Consider the following 18,207-nt stretch of genomic DNA (forward strand, 5'->3'; position numbering starts at 1 on the left):
TTTCCTCAAAAATACGCATAGTTAAGATACTTTTATCCTATGGTGTATTTCAATTTATTAAAAAATAAGGATAAGTTTTCGTTGGTTCTTCTGTTGTATAAAGAACTTTACTAACTTTGAAGAACAAACCGATTACCATTGAAAGATACCTTAAAACACAGGGGCATGCGCAACCATCTAGCGCAAGTATTGATAGACAAAGGAATAGCTGACAAAAACGTTTTGGACGCCGTTAGAGAGATACCTAGGCATTTATTTATGGATAGTAGTTTTGAGGGGCATGCCTATCAAAACAAAGCATTTCCTATTGCTGCAAACCAAACAATTTCTCATCCCTATACCGTTGCTTTTCAGACAGAATTATTAGACCTGGAACAAGGACAAAAAGTATTGGAAATTGGTACCGGAAGTGGTTACCAGACAGCTGTACTTTTAAAATTAAGAGTTAAGGTCTACACCGTGGAAAGACAGCTAGAATTATTTAAAAAAACCAGTATTTTTTTTAAGAAAATGGGATACAGGCCTAAACAAGTAATCTTTGGAGATGGCTATAAAGGTTTGCCTAAGGAAGCACCGTTTGATCGCATTATAGTAACCGCAGGGGCGCCCGCAGTGCCTAAAGCTTTATTGTCGCAATTAAAAGTAGGAGGTAGGTTGGTAATACCAATAGGTTTTGAAGAACAAATAATGACTTTGTTCGTGAGAACTACAGAAAAGGAATTTTCAAAGACAGAGTACGGTTCATTTAGATTTGTACCGTTATTGGAAAATAAAAACTAACCGTTGAAATTCTTTTTAATGCGGTCAAGATCCCTTTTGTTATCACGATCTTTTATAGACTCTCTTTTGTCATAGAGCTTTTTACCTTTGGCCAAAGCAATTTGCATTTTTGCAAAGCCTCTTTCGTTTATAAAAACACGAAGTGGTACAATGGTTAGTCCAGAGGTGTTAACTTCTTTGCTGAGTTTTTTGAGTTCCCTTCTTTGTAAAAGTAATTTACGCGCTGCTTTTGGTTTATGATTAAAATGAGATGCGTGAGAGTATTCATCAATTTGCATGTTGATCACAAACAGCTCATCTTTATCATTGAATTCACAAAAACTCTCTGATATAGACGCACGACCTTCTCTAATGGCTTTAATCTCGGTACCTGCTAAAACGATACCTGCCGTATATTTATCTAAAAGCTCGTATTCAAAACGAGCTCTTTTGTTCTTAATGTTTATAGTATTCTGCATTACAGGCAAAAATAAGAACATTTCAATGAATGTCTTAGCCTTTTAAAACTTATTGCTAATGATATTCTTTGTAGTTCATTTAATCTGGACAGTTACAGTTAAAAATTAGTTTTTCTACTGAAGAAATGCCATTGATGGTTTTAACGATAAATAAAGTACCGTTTTCACTGTCGTCAAGATCATAATACTTTTGTTCATCAATTAATTTATTTACAAATTCAGGAGTAGTGTTGCTGTGACCAACGATCAAGACGTTACTATTTAAATTATCGGTTTTAAATTGGTCAATATCAATAGTATTAGGGTCATAGTACTGCACATCTACGTTTTGTTTTACCGATGTAGGAGCAGCCGTCATAGAGGTTCTGTTGTAGTCAGTTGAGTAAATAGCATTGAATTCTACCTCTGAAAGAATTTCAGCCCAATGCATAGCTCTACCTAACCCTTTCTGATTTAGTTCAGGGTCAGAATCGCTAGGATTGTTTCTATCTTTTTCCGCATGTCTGATGAGATAAAAAGTTGAAATAGAAGTTTGTTCTTGCGATGAATCTAATACGGGTTCATCTTTGCAAGAAAGATTGATTGCTAAAAAAATTAAAAGAGCAATTTTTAATGCTTTCATGAAATTTTGTTTGTAGAATTAATTTAATAACTAAAATTACTTCAAATTAGTACTATAAATAGTCTATTTTTTGTTTTTTTGCATATGAAAAATATTTGTGGGGCACTTCTTATTGGTTTTGTAGTTCTAGGTATTAAGGCTCAAGAGGTCGTACTTCCTACTGATTTTAGGCAGCAAAACCTCACTGAATATAACAGTAGTTTAGTAAATCCTGCTTATAGTTTAGATCGTAATAATCCTTCTTCTGTGGCATTATGGGCTAGATGGCAATGGCAATCTTATGATGCCGATCCAACTTCTCTATTCTTAAATTATACGGCGAGACTCAATGATGTTTCTGCTTCAGGTGTTGGTTTTTTTCAGCACAATACGGGAGTTTTCTTAAATACCGGGGCAACTATTAACTATGCCCACACTATAGAATTAAGTGAAGAAGTTGTTTTGGGAGTTGGTTTAAACGTATTCGCCTTTCAACAGAAGCTAGCAGACGATCGCTTTTTTGTGCCTAACCCTATACAAACTACTGCGGAAAATGATTTTATACTCCAAATGGCGCCAGGGGTTAATTTAAGTATTGATAGGTTTAATATTGGATTTGTATCTGAAAACTTGTTCGATTATAATTTTACTTCAAATGAACGCAATACTAGCCCTGAAGATAGGATGTTTCAGGCTTTGGTAAGCTATGATTTTCCAGTAAGTATATTGAGCACAGACGATAGTTCGGTAATTAGACCTATGTTGTATTACAAGACTATTCCCGGATTGGATAATCAAGTAGGATTGACAACATTGCTAACGACAAATAAGTATTGGGTACAGGCAGGATACAATAGTTTCTACGGTTTTTCTGGTGGTGTAGGAGGGCGTTTCTTTAAACGTTTCTCTTTTGGTGCGTTGGTTGAAGTAGGGACCAATTCAGATTTAAAAGGTCAAAATCCATCCTTTGAATTGGTGACGTCTTATAAGTTGGGAACACTGAAAACACCTGAAGAAAAACTTGAAGAACAGCTAATAGCGGAGAAGGAAAAACAAAAAGAGAATGCACTTGTTGGGCAAGAAGGCAATACCTTGTTATCTAATGAACTTACTAAAGCAGAAAAGTTAGCCTTAAGGCGCGAGTCTAAAAAACAAGAGCGTTTAGCGCTTATAGAAAGCAAAAGGATAAAAGATTCCATCCTAGATGCCACTAGAAAATCTAATGCAATCGCAAAAGAGTCAAAGAGAGATATTGGAAGAAAGAGAGATTCTATAGAAAATGCACGGGCAGAGCAAGCATTAGCTAAAGTTAATGCTATAAAACAACAGAAACAACAAGATTCTATAGCAGCGGTAATGAAGAAAGAAGCGGCTGCTGTAGCATTAGCGCAACAACGAAGAAAAGATTCTATTGCGCAAAGTGAAGCCTTGGCTATGAAGAATGAAGTGGTAAATGTTAGAGCTGGTGAGAAATATGAAGAGGTTGCCAAAGAAGGCTCTTTAGAGCCCGGATATTATTTAATAGTCAATGTCTTTGGTACTAAAAAATACTTGGATGCTTTCTTGGCAGATATGCAGAAGCAAGGAATCAATGCTAAATCGTTCTTCAGGCAAAAGAATAAATACAACTATGTGTACCTGGCTAAATATAATTTCATAAAAGATGCAAGAGAAGCTAGGGACTCCAAACTTGGAGGAAAATACACGGATAAAATATGGATATTTAGAGTAACGGGAGAGTAAAAAAAATAGAGCCTTTATTTGGTTATTTTAATTGTGGTTGTAAAGTAGTTTTAGGTTTACTTCAGCTCTCTTTTAATTAAAACATCTAAATACGTAACCGTATTCAATAAATACTTACGATCTTTTGTAACGGTAGCCATTGAAATTGCCCCCTGAATAATGGTAAATAATTGTTTTGAAAACTGTAGAGGAGAAACTGGTAGTTTAAATTCTTCGTTATTAATACCGTTTTCAAATACCAAAGCTATTTTTCCTTCAATATCCTTTATTGTTTCTTTTGCTGCGGCAGCAAGAAGTTTGTTATTGTGTTGGGCATCTATGCCCACATTTAAGATAGGACATCCCCCCATTGTCATGGTGAAAATATCATACTTTTTATAAAAGTCAATTAGATTCTCAATTTTAGCCAAAGCCTTTCCTTCAATTGATAAATGCTCATCTATAGCGGTAAGCAATAAGTTTCTGTTATACTCAAAAGCAGCTAAAGCTAATGCTTCTTTATTCTCGAAGTTACCGTAAAGCGCACCTTTGGTTAAATTGGTAGCCTCAGTTAGATCGCTCATGCTAGTGCCTATATAGCCATGTTTGTTAAATACAGGTGCTACAGTCTCAATGATATACGCGGTAGTTCTTTCGGCTTTAGATGACATAATAGGCTGTTTTATGCGAATATAAATAATTTATACTGCATGGTATATATTGTTGATAAAAAAAGCGCTCATATATTTCATATGAACGCTTTTCTTTCGGTTTTTTTAAAATTAGACTGTAATTTCCTCTTGGTTTCTAAAAACCAGGTTGTTATCAAAAGCGTCTAATAAAACAACGCTATCAGCTTTAATTTCACCGCTTAATAGTGATTTTGACATATTGTTCAGCACCTCTTTTTGAATCGTTCTTTTTACAGGTCGTGCTCCAAATTGTGGATCGTAACCTTTCTCTGCCAAATAATCTATAGCTTCCTCAGTGGCATCTAAAGTAATTTGTTGATTATCTAACATTTTCTTTAGATTTTCTAATTGAAGTCTTACAATTTCTTTGATGTTGTCTTTGGTTAACGGGGTAAACATGACAATGTCATCAATCCTATTTATAAACTCGGGTCTTACTGTTTTCTTTAATAGACCTAGTACTTCAACCCTTGCAGCTTCAGTTGCGCTATACACATCTACGGCATTTTCAAAAGTATCTTGAATGATATCACTTCCCATATTACTGGTCATAATGATAATAGTATTCTTAAAATCTGCAACACGACCTTTATTATCTGTCAATCTACCTTCATCCAATACTTGTAATAAGATGTTGAACGTATCTGGGTGTGCTTTTTCTATCTCATCTAACAGCACTACGGAATAAGGTCTTCTACGCACGGCTTCCGTTAACTGTCCGCCTTCATCATAGCCTACATATCCTGGAGGTGCACCAACAAGTCTACTAACCGAGTGTCTTTCTTGATATTCACTCATATCTATTCTTGTCATGGCATTCTCGTCATCAAATAAATACGAAGCCAGTGTTTTCGCTAGCTCAGTTTTACCAACACCGGTTGTCCCTAGGAAGAGAAACGAACCAATAGGTTTTTTAGAATCTTGCAATCCTGCTCTACTTCTGCGTATAGCATCGGAAACCGCTTCAATAGCTTCTTCTTGACCTACTACGCGCTTATGTAGTACTTCTTCAAGCTTCAGTAGCTTTTCGCGTTCACTTTGCAGCATTTTTGTAACCGGTATACCTGTCCATTTAGCGACAACTTCGGCAATATCATCGCTGGTAACCTCTTCTTTAATTAAAGTACCTGCATGTTGTTGCTCTGCTAGGTCATCTTGTAATTTGGTGAGGTTTTCTTGTGCTTCTTTAATTTTACCATATCTAATTTCTGCCACCTTACCATAATCGCCATTTCTTTCGGCACGCTCGGCTTCAGCTTTAAAATTTTCAATATCTAGTTTTGTCTGCTGAATATTGTCAACAACCGATTTTTCACTCTCCCATTGGGCGAAAATTTCGTTTCGCTCCTCCTTAATATTCGCTAAGTCTAGATTTAATACCTTTAGTTTTTGCTTGTCATTTTCGCGTTTTATCGCTTCAATTTCAATTTCGATCTGCATAATTTTGCGATCCAGAACGTCTAGCTCTTCAGGTTTAGAATTAATTTCCATTCTAAGCTTAGAAGCGGCCTCGTCCATTAGGTCAATAGCTTTATCCGGTAAAAATCTGTTGGTTATATATCGTTGTGATAACTCTACTGCAGAAATAACAGCCTCATCTTTAATACGAACCTTGTGGTGTGCTTCATATTTCTCTTTTATTCCTCTAAGGATTGAAATAGCACTTTCTGTATCAGGTTGGTCTACGACAACTTTCTGAAACCTTCTTTCTAGCGCTTTATCTTTCTCAAAATACTTTTGGTATTCATCTAATGTTGTTGCGCCAATTGATCGTAACTCGCCTCTAGCAAGAGCAGGTTTAAGAATATTTGCAGCATCCATGGCTCCTTGTCCGCCGCCAGCGCCAACTAGGGTGTGTATCTCGTCAATAAATAAGATGATATTGCCATCTGCGCTTACTACCTCTTTGATAACGGCTTTTAGACGTTCTTCGAATTCACCTTTATATTTAGCGCCAGCAATTAAAGCGCCCATATCTAGGGAATAAATTACTTTATCCTTTAGGTTCTCAGGAATATCGCCTTGTATAATTCTATGAGCCAAACCTTCTACAATAGCGGTTTTACCAACACCGGGCTCACCAACAAGAATAGGGTTGTTTTTTGTACGTCTTGATAAAATCTGTAGAATTCTACGAATTTCCTCATCACGCCCAATAACAGGGTCTAGTTTGCCACTATCTGCTAGTTCATTTAAGTTTTTGGCATACTTTTTAAGCGAGTTGTAGCTATCTTCAGCACTCTGTGAAGTAACTTTATCTCCGTTACGCAATTCGCTAATGGCAGCCATTAAATGCTTCTCTGTTGCACCTTGATCTTTTAAAATTTGGGCTATTTTACTTTTAGATTTTAAAATAGCTAAAAAAAGGTGTTCTATAGAAACATATTCATCTTCCATGTTTTTGGCAATGATACTTGCTTCGTTCAACGTTTTACCGGCTTCTCTAGAAAATTGAATATCACCACCATCTACTTTAGGGAAGCTTGATAGTTCTTTTTCTATAATTTGTTGTACCAATGAAAAGTTGATCCCCAATTTTTTAATTAAAAAGGGCATCACGTTTTCTTCAACCTCGGTAAGGGCTTTGAATATATGTTCGTTTTCAATTTGCTGATGTCCGTGGTTTTGAGCAATCAGCTGGGCTTGTTGAATAGCCTCCTGTGATTTTATAGTAAAATTATTTATATTCATTTTCTTTCGGTTTTAGTTAATTGTAATACTTTTGATAGGTAATAGTCAACAATCTTACCAATTGAATTTACAAGACAAAATGGCTGTAAATTTAAAAAACTGAATGACAATAAGTCAGTTAAGGGTTGTTGAAATGACAATATTAAATTAAGAAATTTATGGGAATATTTGGTGGTTTATTTGGTTCTAAAAGGGAAGATGAAGGTAGTTCTTCAGGCATTCCGTGGATACCTCTTAATGCTGTAGATCAATTAAATACTATTAAGGAAGCGTCTAATGGTAGACCTCAGGTGATATTTAAACATTCCACATCATGCGGAATTAGTAGAATGGTGTTAAATATGTTTAAAAGTAGTTATGGTCTTGAGGATGGACAAATGGACCTATACTTTTTAGATTTGTTAGCGAATAGAGATGTTTCTAATGCGGTAGCATCAGAATTTGGAGTGATGCATCAATCTCCTCAGCTTTTAATTGTTAAAAATGGGGTAGTGGTCATACATGATTCTCATGGCTCAATATCAGATATTAAGCTAGAACAATTTATATAATTAAAAAGCCCCGTATTACCGGGGCTTTTTAATTAGTTGAAACGTTGAGTGTTCAATATGTTCTTTAGGTTATTCTTTAAATCTTCACCGGCATCATAGACCATTTGTTCATTGCTGGGGAATGGCACCCTTGCAAGTTGTAACAGGGCTACTAGGTCATTGTCCAACGCTCTTTTATCTCCTTCGTAATTAGCATAGATATGCTCAAATACAAATTGACTTGATAGTGGGTATTGGTTTACTTTCTGTTGTTTTTTTAAATCAATAAAGCTGACCACTCCAGTTACTTGGGCGCTTTTATACTGTGTAAATTGATAAAAATCACACCTAACGGTTTTAAACTTATCTACTTTTATACTATTACCAAGACTGTCCGATACTACATTCCCGTTACTGTCTTCCACAAATGTATACCCATCTTTTATTTGTCTTTCCTTGCTTATTTGTTTCTCTCTAATTTGTTCGGGAGAAATATTGATGTCTTGAAAAGAAACCTCCATTTGGTAGTCATACAATTGATTTTGAATTCTATTGGTGTGGTATTCCGTCCAGTTAGAATTTAATCTGTAAGTGTTTAAGTTTAAAAGTTCGTCTTCTAATCTTTTTGGTATAATTTGATCCGTATTATTGATCATGTTCACAATTACATAATCAAGTCCTTTTTGATAAGCTTCGTTAATTTTAGTGACAACATCCTTATAATTAGGGTTGATCTCATTTAAAAAATTAAGGTCATTATAAGCTTTTCTGTAGTCAGATTTATAATTAGCCTCCTTCAATAGTGTATTGGCATTTGAATACAGAAATTCAGATAACTCAGATTTAGCGGCAAGAAGGTCGTCATCGTAATTCTTAAAAACGAAATGAGCTTTTCTGTTTTCTTCCTGAAGGTATAATGGCAGTAATGGACGAATTCTTTCTTGAATAGCTTTTAACCTTCCATAGCTATTATAAATTTCCTCATAATTTGCAGCGTTTCCATCCTTTTTTAGAAATTTTATATGCTGTAGTTCCCTTTCGGTATTTTTCTTATACCCCTCTTCTAAAAGAATAATATATTGTTGATTGCTTTTTTTTGTCTTATTTTCCGCAATATTCATTACTGCTTTATTAATTGCAGTCTCATAATTGCCAGAATTAAGAGCTTCCTGTGTTTTTTTAAAACCGCCACACGAAAGAAGTATTGCGGTAAGACTAAAAAGTAGATATTTTTTCATTTCTATTATTTTTAAGATTTATAATAGCTATTCAACAGCCATGCCATAAAATGGTTTTTATTAAACGCAAGGGGATAAGGAATAGTATAAATTTGTGGCATTGCTTATATCAGTATTATTATAAGCATTTTATATAAATAAAGTTATTAACTTATTTTAATAAATAAATTTTGTGATTGTGTTATTTTTTAGACGTCATTAAGGGCACTATTTGTATTTTTGCGACTTATTTAAAAGATAAAGTAACATGCAACGCGATACCACAATTTTTAATCTAATTGAAGAAGAGAAGCAACGTCAAATCAACGGAATTGAATTGATTGCCTCTGAAAATTTTACTAGTCCGCAAGTAATGGAGGCACAGGGCTCTGTACTTACAAATAAGTATGCTGAAGGGTATCCGGGAAAAAGATATTATGGTGGTTGTGAAGTAGTAGATAAAGTAGAGCAATTAGCAATAGATAGGGCTAAGGAGCTTTTTGGTGCAGCTTATGCCAATGTACAGCCCCATTCAGGTTCTCAGGCAAATGCAGCAGTGTATCATGCATGTTTACAGCCTGGTGATAAAATTCTAGGGTTTGATCTATCTCACGGTGGTCACCTAACACATGGGTCTCCTGTAAACTTTTCAGGTAGATTATATACTCCGGTATTTTACGGTGTTGATAAAGAAACAGGAAGATTGGATTATGATAAAATTCAAGAAGTAGCTACAAAAGAACAACCAAAATTAATTATCGCCGGTGCATCTGCATATTCAAGGGATATGGATTTTGAACGTTTTCGTAAGATTGCAGATAGCGTTAATGCTATACTTCTTGCAGATATTTCGCATCCTGCAGGTTTAATAGCGAAAGGGTTGTTGAATAACCCAATTCCACACTGTCATATTGTAACTACAACGACTCATAAAACACTTAGAGGACCAAGAGGAGGTTTGATATTAATGGGTGCTGATTTTGAAAACCCATTTGGAATTAAGTTGAAAAATGGAAATTTAAGAAAAATGTCTGCTTTATTGGACTTGGCTGTTTTTCCAGGAAATCAAGGTGGCCCTCTAGAGCATGTTATTGCAGGTAAAGCAATTGCTTTTGGTGAAGCCTTAACAGAATCGTATGCAACCTATATAGCTCAGGTGAAGAAAAATGCCGATGCAATGGCTAAATCTTTCGTGGAACGTGGGTATAATATAATTTCTGACGGTACTGATAACCATATGATGCTAATTGACCTTAGAAATAAAGATATTTCAGGAAAGGATGCAGAGAAAGCATTGGTTTTGGCGGATATTACGGCGAATAAGAATATGGTGCCATTTGATGATAAATCACCGTTTGTTACTTCAGGTATCCGTTTTGGAACTGCAGCTATTACTACTAGAGGTTTGGTGGAAAGCGATATGGAAAAAGTAGTAGATTTTATTGATCAGGTAATTACGAATCCTGAAAATGAAACCATTATAAAAGAAGTAAGAGCAAAGGTAAATGCAATGATGAATACAAGACCAATTTTTAATGCATAATTAAAAACAGGAATAGATTTAGAGTTTTTATTCCGATAAAAACTCTAAATCTCCACTTACGTAACTATTTTTATTTACATCGTAAATAGATGCTTCATCATCTTTGTCAAGATATATTCCCCAAAATTCAGAATATGATTTTGGAGCGGTATTTACTTCATCATCAGTACTGTCTATATTTTCTACAATATCTTCAAATATTGGAACGAAAATTTCATAAGGTTTTTGAGTGAGACCTCTTGTTAAAAAAACATAGTTAAATGCAATTTGCTTTAAAATGTCATTTAATTGGGTGGGTATGCTATTGTTGTATATGCGCTTTATTACGATTACAGTATCGTTTAGAAAGAATGTAAGTTCTTCAATATCAATATTGTTTTTATTATTTAAATTTAAGTTATCTAAAGCGTATTGTAACGGGGATTCATCCATGCCATTATGTCCCCACCTGCCTGTATTGAAGTGTGATAGCAACTCTAACAACTCTAAATTACAAGATATTTCTAAAACTAAACGAATAGAATCACTTGTAATGTGCTTGTTGTTAAGTTTTACATTTGAGAAATAATGAAAACCAGTTGTGCTTAGAAATTCATTTATACCAATAATGTCCTTGGTATATTCCAGCTTTGAATTATTAATGAAATTTTCGTAATTAAATGGCATACGAGTATAAATTTATAGCATTCTTTTATATAAAGATACTTTTCTAACTTCGCAAACTAGCCTAGAAAATCCTTAGAATTTCAGAGGTTATTATAATAAAATAAAAATTATATTTTTAAATAACTGGTAGTTAATGTGTTGCGAGATTGTAATTTATAGGAAGCCGCGAGTTTTAGCTTCGTTGATCAATGCTAGATCATTTCCATTTTTGACATCAAAAAGGGCTTTTAGTTGTCTTTTTCTAGCTTCAACAGTGGTATTTGCTGATCCTATCAATGGCGCTATATCTCTTGTGTGTATGCCTTGAGAAAGATGATATAGAATTTTCTGGTCTTGCTCATCAATTACAATGTCTGTTGACATTCTTCTGCGTATTGCCGATAGGGCGCTAGCAGTATAATATGGGGATTCATTAACAATAGTCTCTACCATAGCTTTGAGGGACATTTCATCAATTTCAGATTTCACCATATATCCATCTGGATTAACCATCTTGAAAATATTGTTTATTCTATAGTTGTCACTATAAGAAGACATGAATACCACCTTTGATTTGGGTACTTCTGCTCTAGCAATAATACCAAGATCTATTCCTGTTCTTGGGTCTTTTGATTCTGGAGAAAACAATTGAATGTCTAAGAGAATGATTTCATAAGGGACCGCTCGTTTAGAGTTTTCAATTTTTGTTTTGCCTTTTTCAAAATTTGTAGCAATTTCGACTTTTACATTAAAATCTGTAAAATCGGAGTCTTCTAAGATGTATTTGTATCCTAGAGCTGTCATTTCGTGGTCGTCTACCGCTAAAATTCGTACAGTATTCATAATTTACGATTCTATTGTAATTTACTAAACGTTTTTAAATTATGTATTATTATTAATACTTGTTTTTTTATTATCGACTTTAACAGGGATATTTAAAGAGATAGTAGTGCCTTTGCCTTCACTAGAATCAATATGAAAGGAGCCGCTTAGCTTATCTATCCTAGAAGTAATATTACGTATACCTATACCTTTTTTACCTTTATTTACGTTATAGCCAATACCGTCATCGCTCATAATAACATTGAAATTGTTGTCATTTCTATAAAAAGTTATTTCAAAGTTAGTGCATTTAGAGTGTTTAATGGCATTCTGAAAAGTTTCTTGAATAATACGGTATACATTTATTTTAATATCACCTGCTAATCTATCCCAATTTTCGTCTTCATTAAAATGGAAATAAGTTTTGATGTTTCTATTCTTATTATTGTTAAGAAGAGTTTCAATAGAGTCGGTGAAATTGTTGATTTTTTGATAGGCACTATGGCTTAATTCATGAGAAATAGATCTTATCTCGTTTTCAATTTCCTGTAATGAACCAAGTGCTTTAGATTTTTCTTGAATAGCTTCATCTGTAGCTCGCTTATTTAATCCGGTTAAAATCATACGTGCACCAAGCATTTTACCTAATACGCCATCATGTAATTCTTCTGAAATTCGCTTTTGTTCTAGGCGTTTAACCTCATCGACTTTTTGCTTTTGCATGAGCATTAAGTTGAATATTTCTTGATTATTTGCTTGCTGTTGCTGATCAAATTGAAGTTTTTGGTTTTTTGCCCGCTGATTGATAATGATGTATATAGAAAGACCGAATAAAAATAAACCTATTGCTATGCCGATCCATATTTGTTTCTGTTTAGAAAGTACTTCTTTCTCACTTTCAAGCTCTATATTTTCAGCTATAAACTCATCTGTTTCAAAACGTATGCGGGCAAATTTGTTCAATTGCTTACGTTCTTCTGTTTGTAGACTATCATTTAATGCTGTGTATTTTGTAAAATACTCTGCTGCATTTTGCTTGTCTAAAACTGCTAAATATTGCCACGTTTTTAACAGTTGTTCGTTTGAATTACCTGCAATTGATAATTCTTCTGCCAATTTAGCCTTGGCAATAGCATTTAATGTATCTCTGGCATAAGCCTTATATTCAGCATAACTATGATAGCTTGACGCCAAACTGCCAGTATCGTCAAGTTGTTCTTTTGTTTCAATAGCTTTGATTAATAAACGTTCAATGTTTAAGGTGTCTTGATTATATAACTTCGAAGTGGCAAGATTACTAATTGCTTTGGCATATAGGGTGGGGTACTTCGTGTATAAGTTATTTGTGCTTAAAACTTTCTCGAAATTTTCAATCGCTTGTGGGTACTGTTTGTTGTTTCTATAGGTTACACCAATGTTATTAATAATACTGGCTTCGTCAATATTGGAATTGGAAGTCTTTTTTAGGTAAAATAAGGCTTCGTTGTAATAAGCTAAGGATTTATCATATTCCTTTAAATCATTCAAAACAATACCTAAAAGATTATAACTACTAAATAATCTTTTGTCGTCTTTAATTGATTTAAAATGTTCAATAGCCTTTATGGTGTTTGCTTCACTGCTTATATAGTCTTTAATTTGCATTTGAATAACGGCCATCTTCAAATGCAATTGCCCGGCACTATATTTGTCCTCAGTAGTTTCGAAAATATCTAGTGCTTCTCCATAATAATAAAATGCGCTATCCCTTATGATTTTATTTTTATAAAAATCTGCTAAATCCCAGTATGCATTAGCCAGACCAATGGAATCATTAATTCTTATATTGGCGGAAATAGCATTTTTATTTATTTTACGGTATAGTAAGTTGTCGGTAATAAAATTTTGGTTATACGATAGTTTAGAGAAATATAATGCTTTTAAGGAATCGTTGTTTGTATTTTCCGCTAGGTTAAAAGCTTTTAATGGTAACACTAATTTTTGTTCTTCTGTAGTCTCAGGTTTATTACTTTCAGCTATCCAGATAGAGATACTATCTTTTGAAGTATTTTTTTCTTGTGTTAGCTTTGTTGGTTCTATTTTTGAACAGCCAATGCATAGTAACAGTAGTAATATTATGGAAAAATGAGGCTTGTTCAACAAAAATGATTTTATGGGGATGAAAAAACCAAGGTATAAAAAAAAGCCTTTGACATGATTGTTAAAGGCTTTTTTTTGTTTTTGTAAATTTTATTTATGCAATCCCTTTTGGCGGTTTTCTATCTCCTGTATCAATAACACAATCGTCACAAGCTAAAGCCTTAGAAATATCGTTCATAAAATCAAATTCATTAGCTGTGTTTTCAATTACTACAGTTGTCATACCAAATGCCATTACTGCTACTGCCAAAATACTTGTTACTTTTTTCATACTGTGTGTTTTAGGGGTTTTTGATTTATTATACAGCCAAAGTAATATCCTTTTGGAAGTATGGAATACAGTATTTTGAAACTTGAGTATATGACCAGGTTCTGTTAGTAAATGACCTAGTTTTGAGAGAATTTTTTAATTTAAGGAAGAGAGGGTGTTTTTTGAGAGAATAGCTTTAAGGCTGTCCATGTTTTCACGGTACGATTTTGAAAAAGGAATATGCTCTTTTACCGCTTTTATGGCGCAAATAGATTTACCAAAGTTTATGCGAGAAACATAACTGGTATTCACAATATAACTTTGGTGAATACGCATAAAGTTATCGGGCAACGATTTTTCAAAAGTCTTTAACGTTTTATAGGCGTTAATAATTGTGCCATCTTTCATGAAAAACTCTGTAGTGTTATTATCAGCTTTCAAATAAAGGATGTCATTTGTATTCAGATACTGAAAGTCATTGTAAGATTTTAAACATAATGTGATTGGTTTTTCCTCTTTAGGCATTTTCTTTTGAAGCTTTAATAGCGACTTGCGAATATCGAATTCATTGAAAGGTTGTAGCCAGTAATCGAAGAAACCATTTTTTATGGCATCGTATGCATAGTTTTTTGTTGAGGCTATAGCTATTAATATAGGTAATTCTTTCATGTACTGATGAATCTCGGTAACCATTAAAAATACTGATGCGTAATCATTATTAAGGTTGATGAAAACAATATCTGGAGCGTATTTTAGAATATCATTTAATCCATCAGTTGGGTTGCTGGTGGTATTTACACACTCAAAATCGCCATATTCGTCCAAAAATGCATGCAGTTGCAAATTTGACACAGCATCTGGATCTATTATGGTATATGTATAACTCAAAAGAATTAGTGTGTACCACGAAATTAAACATAGGTAAGAAAAAGAAGACCTAGAATGTCCTTATAAAAACCAAGGACATATTGATAAAATCAGTGTTTACGGGGACTGTGAGCGAAAAATCTGTCAAAAAAAATCTAGATTCACTTATAAATCCTTCTCTTTTGCCTGAAATGCTCCTAAATCTGGTTCAGCTGATCTTGCTGTTCCAATAATATCCAAAGAGGTAGAATTACCAACATTCACATCTCCTTTATTAATAACTTCTGATTCTAGTCCAATTCTATAATCATTAAGGAAGGGTTGAAAATAATCTAGGTTTCCACTTAATATTACGTTCAAATAATGTGAACCATTTTCAAAATTATAAAGTCCGTCTTCAATGGTTGAAGATTGATTTTCATTATACTTAATAAAACAATTTTGAAAATTAAAATTGAATAAATCCTGATTATTTGGTTGAAGTGAAACTTCATTAGAATTATTGCCATCAATAATACAATTTTTGAAATTAGCTTGTAGTAAATCAAAGCCGTTTTCTGTATTAGAGTTAGATGAATTGCTAATTGTGACGTTGGCATTAGATCTGAAACCCTTGTTCCAATAATTAGCAATAGTAGCATGTGTAAAAGAATAGCTACCACCATTTTCTATTAAAAGTGAAGATTTGCCTGCGGCACCTAAGATTATGTTAGAAGCCTCTATTTTTGCGTTTCTAGTCCAAAGGTTGTGTCTAGAGCTATTAAATATACGGCTGTTGGTGATGGTCAATGTTTTTTCAGGTTCATTAGTTTGCCCTTCTACATATAAGCCTAGCTCGGCGTTTTTAATGGTCAGGTGATCAATACTATTGTTTATGCTTCCTGCACTAATCCAAATAGTTCCCCATTGTCCTGAGATATTTTCAAATTCGGGTTCTAAACGATCTCCTTCAAATATGACCTCATTTTCAAAAAGCGAATCATTAGGGCTTAATTGGCCGTTTATGGTAATGGTTGCCTTATCTTGCACAATAATGCCTGAGTTTTGGTGAAAGTGCACTCTGGTGCCAGGGTCAATAAGAAGCTCTTTGTCTTCGGGTACTATTGCATACCCATAAATTACATAAGACTTCTCTTTTTTAAAATTTAAATGATGATCAGATAATTCGAAGCCTTTTACTGTTATGGGGTTTCCAAATTCATCGTTGTACAAAATAATGGTCTCTACTTTATTTTCTCTGGTATCGCTAGGGTAAAGAAATATAGCATCTTTTGCCAATGTGACCAGTTCAACAGATTTCTGAAAAGGGTCTTTATCAAATAAGATGGCATCCGTATAAAGTAATTCGTTTAGAGAATCATCGGTAATGTCTATCGTTGTTTCTATGAATATAAAAAGACTGTCTTCTGCATAAATAGGTGTATTTTCAAATTCTTTGCCCGCAACGCCATCAACGTTTAATCTATAGAAGCTTTCGTTTCCATTTCTAAGTGCTATGTTAGGGATGATAATATCATCTTTGGTGTTATTATACACTTTTAAGCTGTACGTGCTGCTACCTATATTAGAGAAAACGGTGTCTAGGTAAACAGTATCTCTAGAAAATGAAAAATGTCCATTGCTCTCGGCGTATTCAAAATCTTTTCTACAGGAAGTGCTCCAAAGAAGAGCAAATAAAGCAGAAAGTATAATTAAGATTCTAAGTGCCAAGGTAAAATAGTTTTACATATTAAAGTTACAGGAAAATTTCTTTGATTTCTTCTGGAATCCTAAGTGGTCTGTAAGATTTACTATCCAATAAACACCATTCTGTACTTGACCTAACTAATAATTTATAGGTAGTGCCATGTTTCATCTCTACAATTCTAACACATTTTGCACCAGAGCTAGACGCTATATAAGTAGAAATGATAATAGGGTCGTTTAGTATCGCTGCTCGCTTATATTCTATATGATGCGTTAGTACTACCCAAATAACTTCTTTTTGCATTGTAGCGGTAGCGATCGTTTGCCAGTGTTCTTTAGAGATATCTTGGATCCACTGTACGTAACGTACATTGTTCACGTGGTTTAAATCGTCCAGATCATCCTGTGAAACAACAATTTGTTTTTGAAATGCCATATTGTTATTTTTTTTGAATTTGCACTTCAAACATTTTGTTCCAGAATTTTCCGGTCACAAAAAAGGTTTTGCGTTCTGGGTGATAGGCTATGCCATTAAGTACGTAGTTGGTTTTGTCCCAATTATCGGTTTTGGTAATCATATCACTTAATCCGCTGAAGTTAATAACCCCTTCAATAGCACCTGTTTTACTGTCAATAATCATAACACTTGGTTTCTGATATACGTTAGCATATATTTTTCCGTCAACATACTCTAGCTCGTTTGCCGAATTAAAAATAGAAGAGTTGGTTACGGTTTCTATATAGCCTTCTTCTGTCATGGTATCAGGATTTAAAAACCATATTTTTTCGGTGCCATCACTTTTATAAATTTTAGAACCGTCATTTGTTAATCCCCAGCCTTCATTACTTTTTCCATATTGAAAATTGTCTACTTTTTTAAAGGACTTAAGGTCGTAAATAAAACCTAGTCCGCTTTTCCATGTAAGTTGGTAGATTTTGTTGTTTAATATTGTAATGCCCTCTCCAAAATAAGTTTCGTCCAAATCTATTTGCTCAAATACCTTACCCGTTTTAAAATCTAATTTTCTCAGGAAAGATTGTCCTTTTTTTCCGGTAGACTCGTATAAGGTGTCATTATAAAACTCTAAACCTTGTGTATAAGCTTTTGTATCATGTGGGTATTCGTTGATAATGGTGTACGAGTAAATTTCGGGAGCTTTTTCTGATAGTACTTTTAAGTTTTTGTTGATATCTACCGTTTTTCCTTCAAAAGTGATTCTTGCGGTCAATACTTTGTTGCCAAGTGTGGGTAAATCAAATTTTATTTGGTCATTATATAAAGGAATAGCGGCGCCGTCTATACTATATTTAACACTTTCTATCTGTTTTTTCTTTTTATTTTTAATGCTAACGCCAATTTTTTGATTTAGTTGAACCTGGTTTACATTTTTGTCTAAATTAATTTCGAATAGGGAAGATGCTTTTTGATTACCACTGCCACATGAGGTAAATAAACTGATAATAAGAACGGTACAGATATAATTTATAGTTTTCATTAACGAAATGGGTGTTTAAGTTGATGTAATATGTGTGAGAAAAAAGATTACTTGTTATAATTAGGCAA

General features: G+C 33.8%; 17 protein-coding genes. 4 read left to right on the plus strand and 13 right to left on the minus strand.

The window, feature by feature from the left end:
* Nucleotides 1-138: 138 nt before the first annotated feature.
* Nucleotides 139-780 (plus strand): protein-L-isoaspartate(D-aspartate) O-methyltransferase, encoded by a 642-nt coding sequence (locus BW936_RS09495; RefSeq protein WP_076548152.1) that lies wholly within the window; start codon nucleotides 139-141, stop codon nucleotides 778-780.
* Here the strand turns inward: BW936_RS09495 and smpB are convergent.
* Together smpB and BW936_RS09505 are read right to left on the minus strand one after the other, a co-directional pair.
* Nucleotides 777-1,238, minus strand: coding sequence for an SsrA-binding protein SmpB (gene smpB / locus BW936_RS09500; RefSeq protein ID WP_076548398.1), 462 nt, complete (start codon nucleotides 1,236-1,238; stop codon nucleotides 777-779). The two genes, BW936_RS09495 and smpB, sit on opposite strands and share 4 nt — an antisense overlap.
* 79 nt (nucleotides 1,239-1,317) lie before the next feature.
* Complete coding sequence (locus BW936_RS09505) at nucleotides 1,318-1,860, minus strand: SixA phosphatase family protein (protein ID WP_076548153.1); 543 nt, start codon at nucleotides 1,858-1,860, stop codon at nucleotides 1,318-1,320.
* 84 nt (nucleotides 1,861-1,944) lie between these two features.
* Here BW936_RS09505 and BW936_RS09510 point away from each other — a divergent pair, with 84 nt between their 5' ends.
* Nucleotides 1,945-3,582, plus strand: coding sequence for a PorP/SprF family type IX secretion system membrane protein (locus BW936_RS09510; RefSeq protein WP_076548154.1), 1,638 nt, complete (start codon nucleotides 1,945-1,947; stop codon nucleotides 3,580-3,582).
* 56 nt (nucleotides 3,583-3,638) lie between these two features.
* Here BW936_RS09510 and BW936_RS09515 read toward each other — a convergent pair whose 3' ends face one another.
* Together BW936_RS09515 and clpB are read right to left on the minus strand one after the other, a co-directional pair.
* Nucleotides 3,639-4,232: a TetR/AcrR family transcriptional regulator gene (locus BW936_RS09515; RefSeq protein ID WP_076548155.1), complete on the minus strand. Its 594-nt coding sequence runs from the start codon at nucleotides 4,230-4,232 to the stop codon at nucleotides 3,639-3,641.
* A 111-nt stretch (nucleotides 4,233-4,343) separates the two neighbouring features.
* Complete coding sequence (clpB, locus tag BW936_RS09520; protein ID WP_076548156.1) at nucleotides 4,344-6,944, minus strand: ATP-dependent chaperone ClpB; 2,601 nt, start codon at nucleotides 6,942-6,944, stop codon at nucleotides 4,344-4,346.
* 158 nt (nucleotides 6,945-7,102) lie between these two features.
* Between clpB and ytxJ the strand changes: the two genes are divergently transcribed.
* Nucleotides 7,103-7,495 (plus strand): bacillithiol system redox-active protein YtxJ, encoded by a 393-nt coding sequence (ytxJ, locus tag BW936_RS09525; RefSeq protein WP_076548157.1) that lies wholly within the window; start codon nucleotides 7,103-7,105, stop codon nucleotides 7,493-7,495.
* 32 nt (nucleotides 7,496-7,527) lie between these two features.
* Here the strand turns inward: ytxJ and BW936_RS09530 are convergent, their stop codons facing one another.
* Nucleotides 7,528-8,712 (minus strand): hypothetical protein, encoded by a 1,185-nt coding sequence (locus tag BW936_RS09530; protein ID WP_076548158.1) that lies wholly within the window; start codon nucleotides 8,710-8,712, stop codon nucleotides 7,528-7,530.
* Between the two features lie 247 nt (nucleotides 8,713-8,959).
* Here BW936_RS09530 and glyA point away from each other — a divergent pair, with 247 nt between their 5' ends.
* The gene (gene glyA, locus BW936_RS09535) at nucleotides 8,960-10,234 is read left to right on the plus strand and encodes a serine hydroxymethyltransferase (RefSeq protein ID WP_076548159.1); all 1,275 of its coding nucleotides are present in this window, start codon (nucleotides 8,960-8,962) and stop codon (nucleotides 10,232-10,234) included.
* A gap of 27 nt (nucleotides 10,235-10,261) precedes the next feature.
* Here the strand turns inward: glyA and BW936_RS09540 are convergent, their stop codons facing one another.
* From BW936_RS09540 to BW936_RS09570, 8 genes are all read right to left on the minus strand, one after another.
* On the minus strand, nucleotides 10,262-10,900 hold the full coding sequence (locus BW936_RS09540; RefSeq protein ID WP_076548160.1) for a hypothetical protein: 639 nt from the start codon (nucleotides 10,898-10,900) through the stop codon (nucleotides 10,262-10,264).
* Between the two features lie 153 nt (nucleotides 10,901-11,053).
* Nucleotides 11,054-11,722 (minus strand): response regulator, encoded by a 669-nt coding sequence (locus BW936_RS09545; RefSeq protein ID WP_076548161.1) that lies wholly within the window; start codon nucleotides 11,720-11,722, stop codon nucleotides 11,054-11,056.
* Nucleotides 11,723-11,761: 39 nt separating this feature from the next.
* On the minus strand, nucleotides 11,762-13,840 hold the full coding sequence (locus BW936_RS09550) for a tetratricopeptide repeat-containing sensor histidine kinase (RefSeq protein WP_143744093.1): 2,079 nt from the start codon (nucleotides 13,838-13,840) through the stop codon (nucleotides 11,762-11,764).
* A 94-nt stretch (nucleotides 13,841-13,934) separates the two neighbouring features.
* Nucleotides 13,935-14,111: a hypothetical protein gene (locus BW936_RS19620; protein WP_159439011.1), complete on the minus strand. Its 177-nt coding sequence runs from the start codon at nucleotides 14,109-14,111 to the stop codon at nucleotides 13,935-13,937.
* Nucleotides 14,112-14,246: 135 nt separating this feature from the next.
* A complete protein-coding gene (locus tag BW936_RS09555) occupies nucleotides 14,247-14,978 on the minus strand; it encodes a LytR/AlgR family response regulator transcription factor (protein ID WP_076548163.1) in 732 nt (243 codons plus the stop codon).
* A gap of 144 nt (nucleotides 14,979-15,122) precedes the next feature.
* Complete coding sequence (locus BW936_RS09560) at nucleotides 15,123-16,667, minus strand: hypothetical protein (protein WP_076548164.1); 1,545 nt, start codon at nucleotides 16,665-16,667, stop codon at nucleotides 15,123-15,125.
* A gap of 25 nt (nucleotides 16,668-16,692) precedes the next feature.
* Entirely contained in the window at nucleotides 16,693-17,079 is a 387-nt protein-coding gene (locus BW936_RS09565) for an acyl-CoA thioesterase (protein WP_076548399.1), read from the minus strand.
* Nucleotides 17,080-17,083: 4 nt separating this feature from the next.
* Nucleotides 17,084-18,139 (minus strand): glutaminyl-peptide cyclotransferase, encoded by a 1,056-nt coding sequence (locus tag BW936_RS09570; protein ID WP_076548165.1) that lies wholly within the window; start codon nucleotides 18,137-18,139, stop codon nucleotides 17,084-17,086.
* Nucleotides 18,140-18,207 lie beyond the last annotated feature (68 nt).

Source organism: Maribacter ulvicola (assembly GCF_900155985.1).
In the GTDB taxonomy this organism is placed as follows: Bacteria; Bacteroidota; Bacteroidia; order Flavobacteriales; family Flavobacteriaceae; genus Maribacter; species Maribacter ulvicola.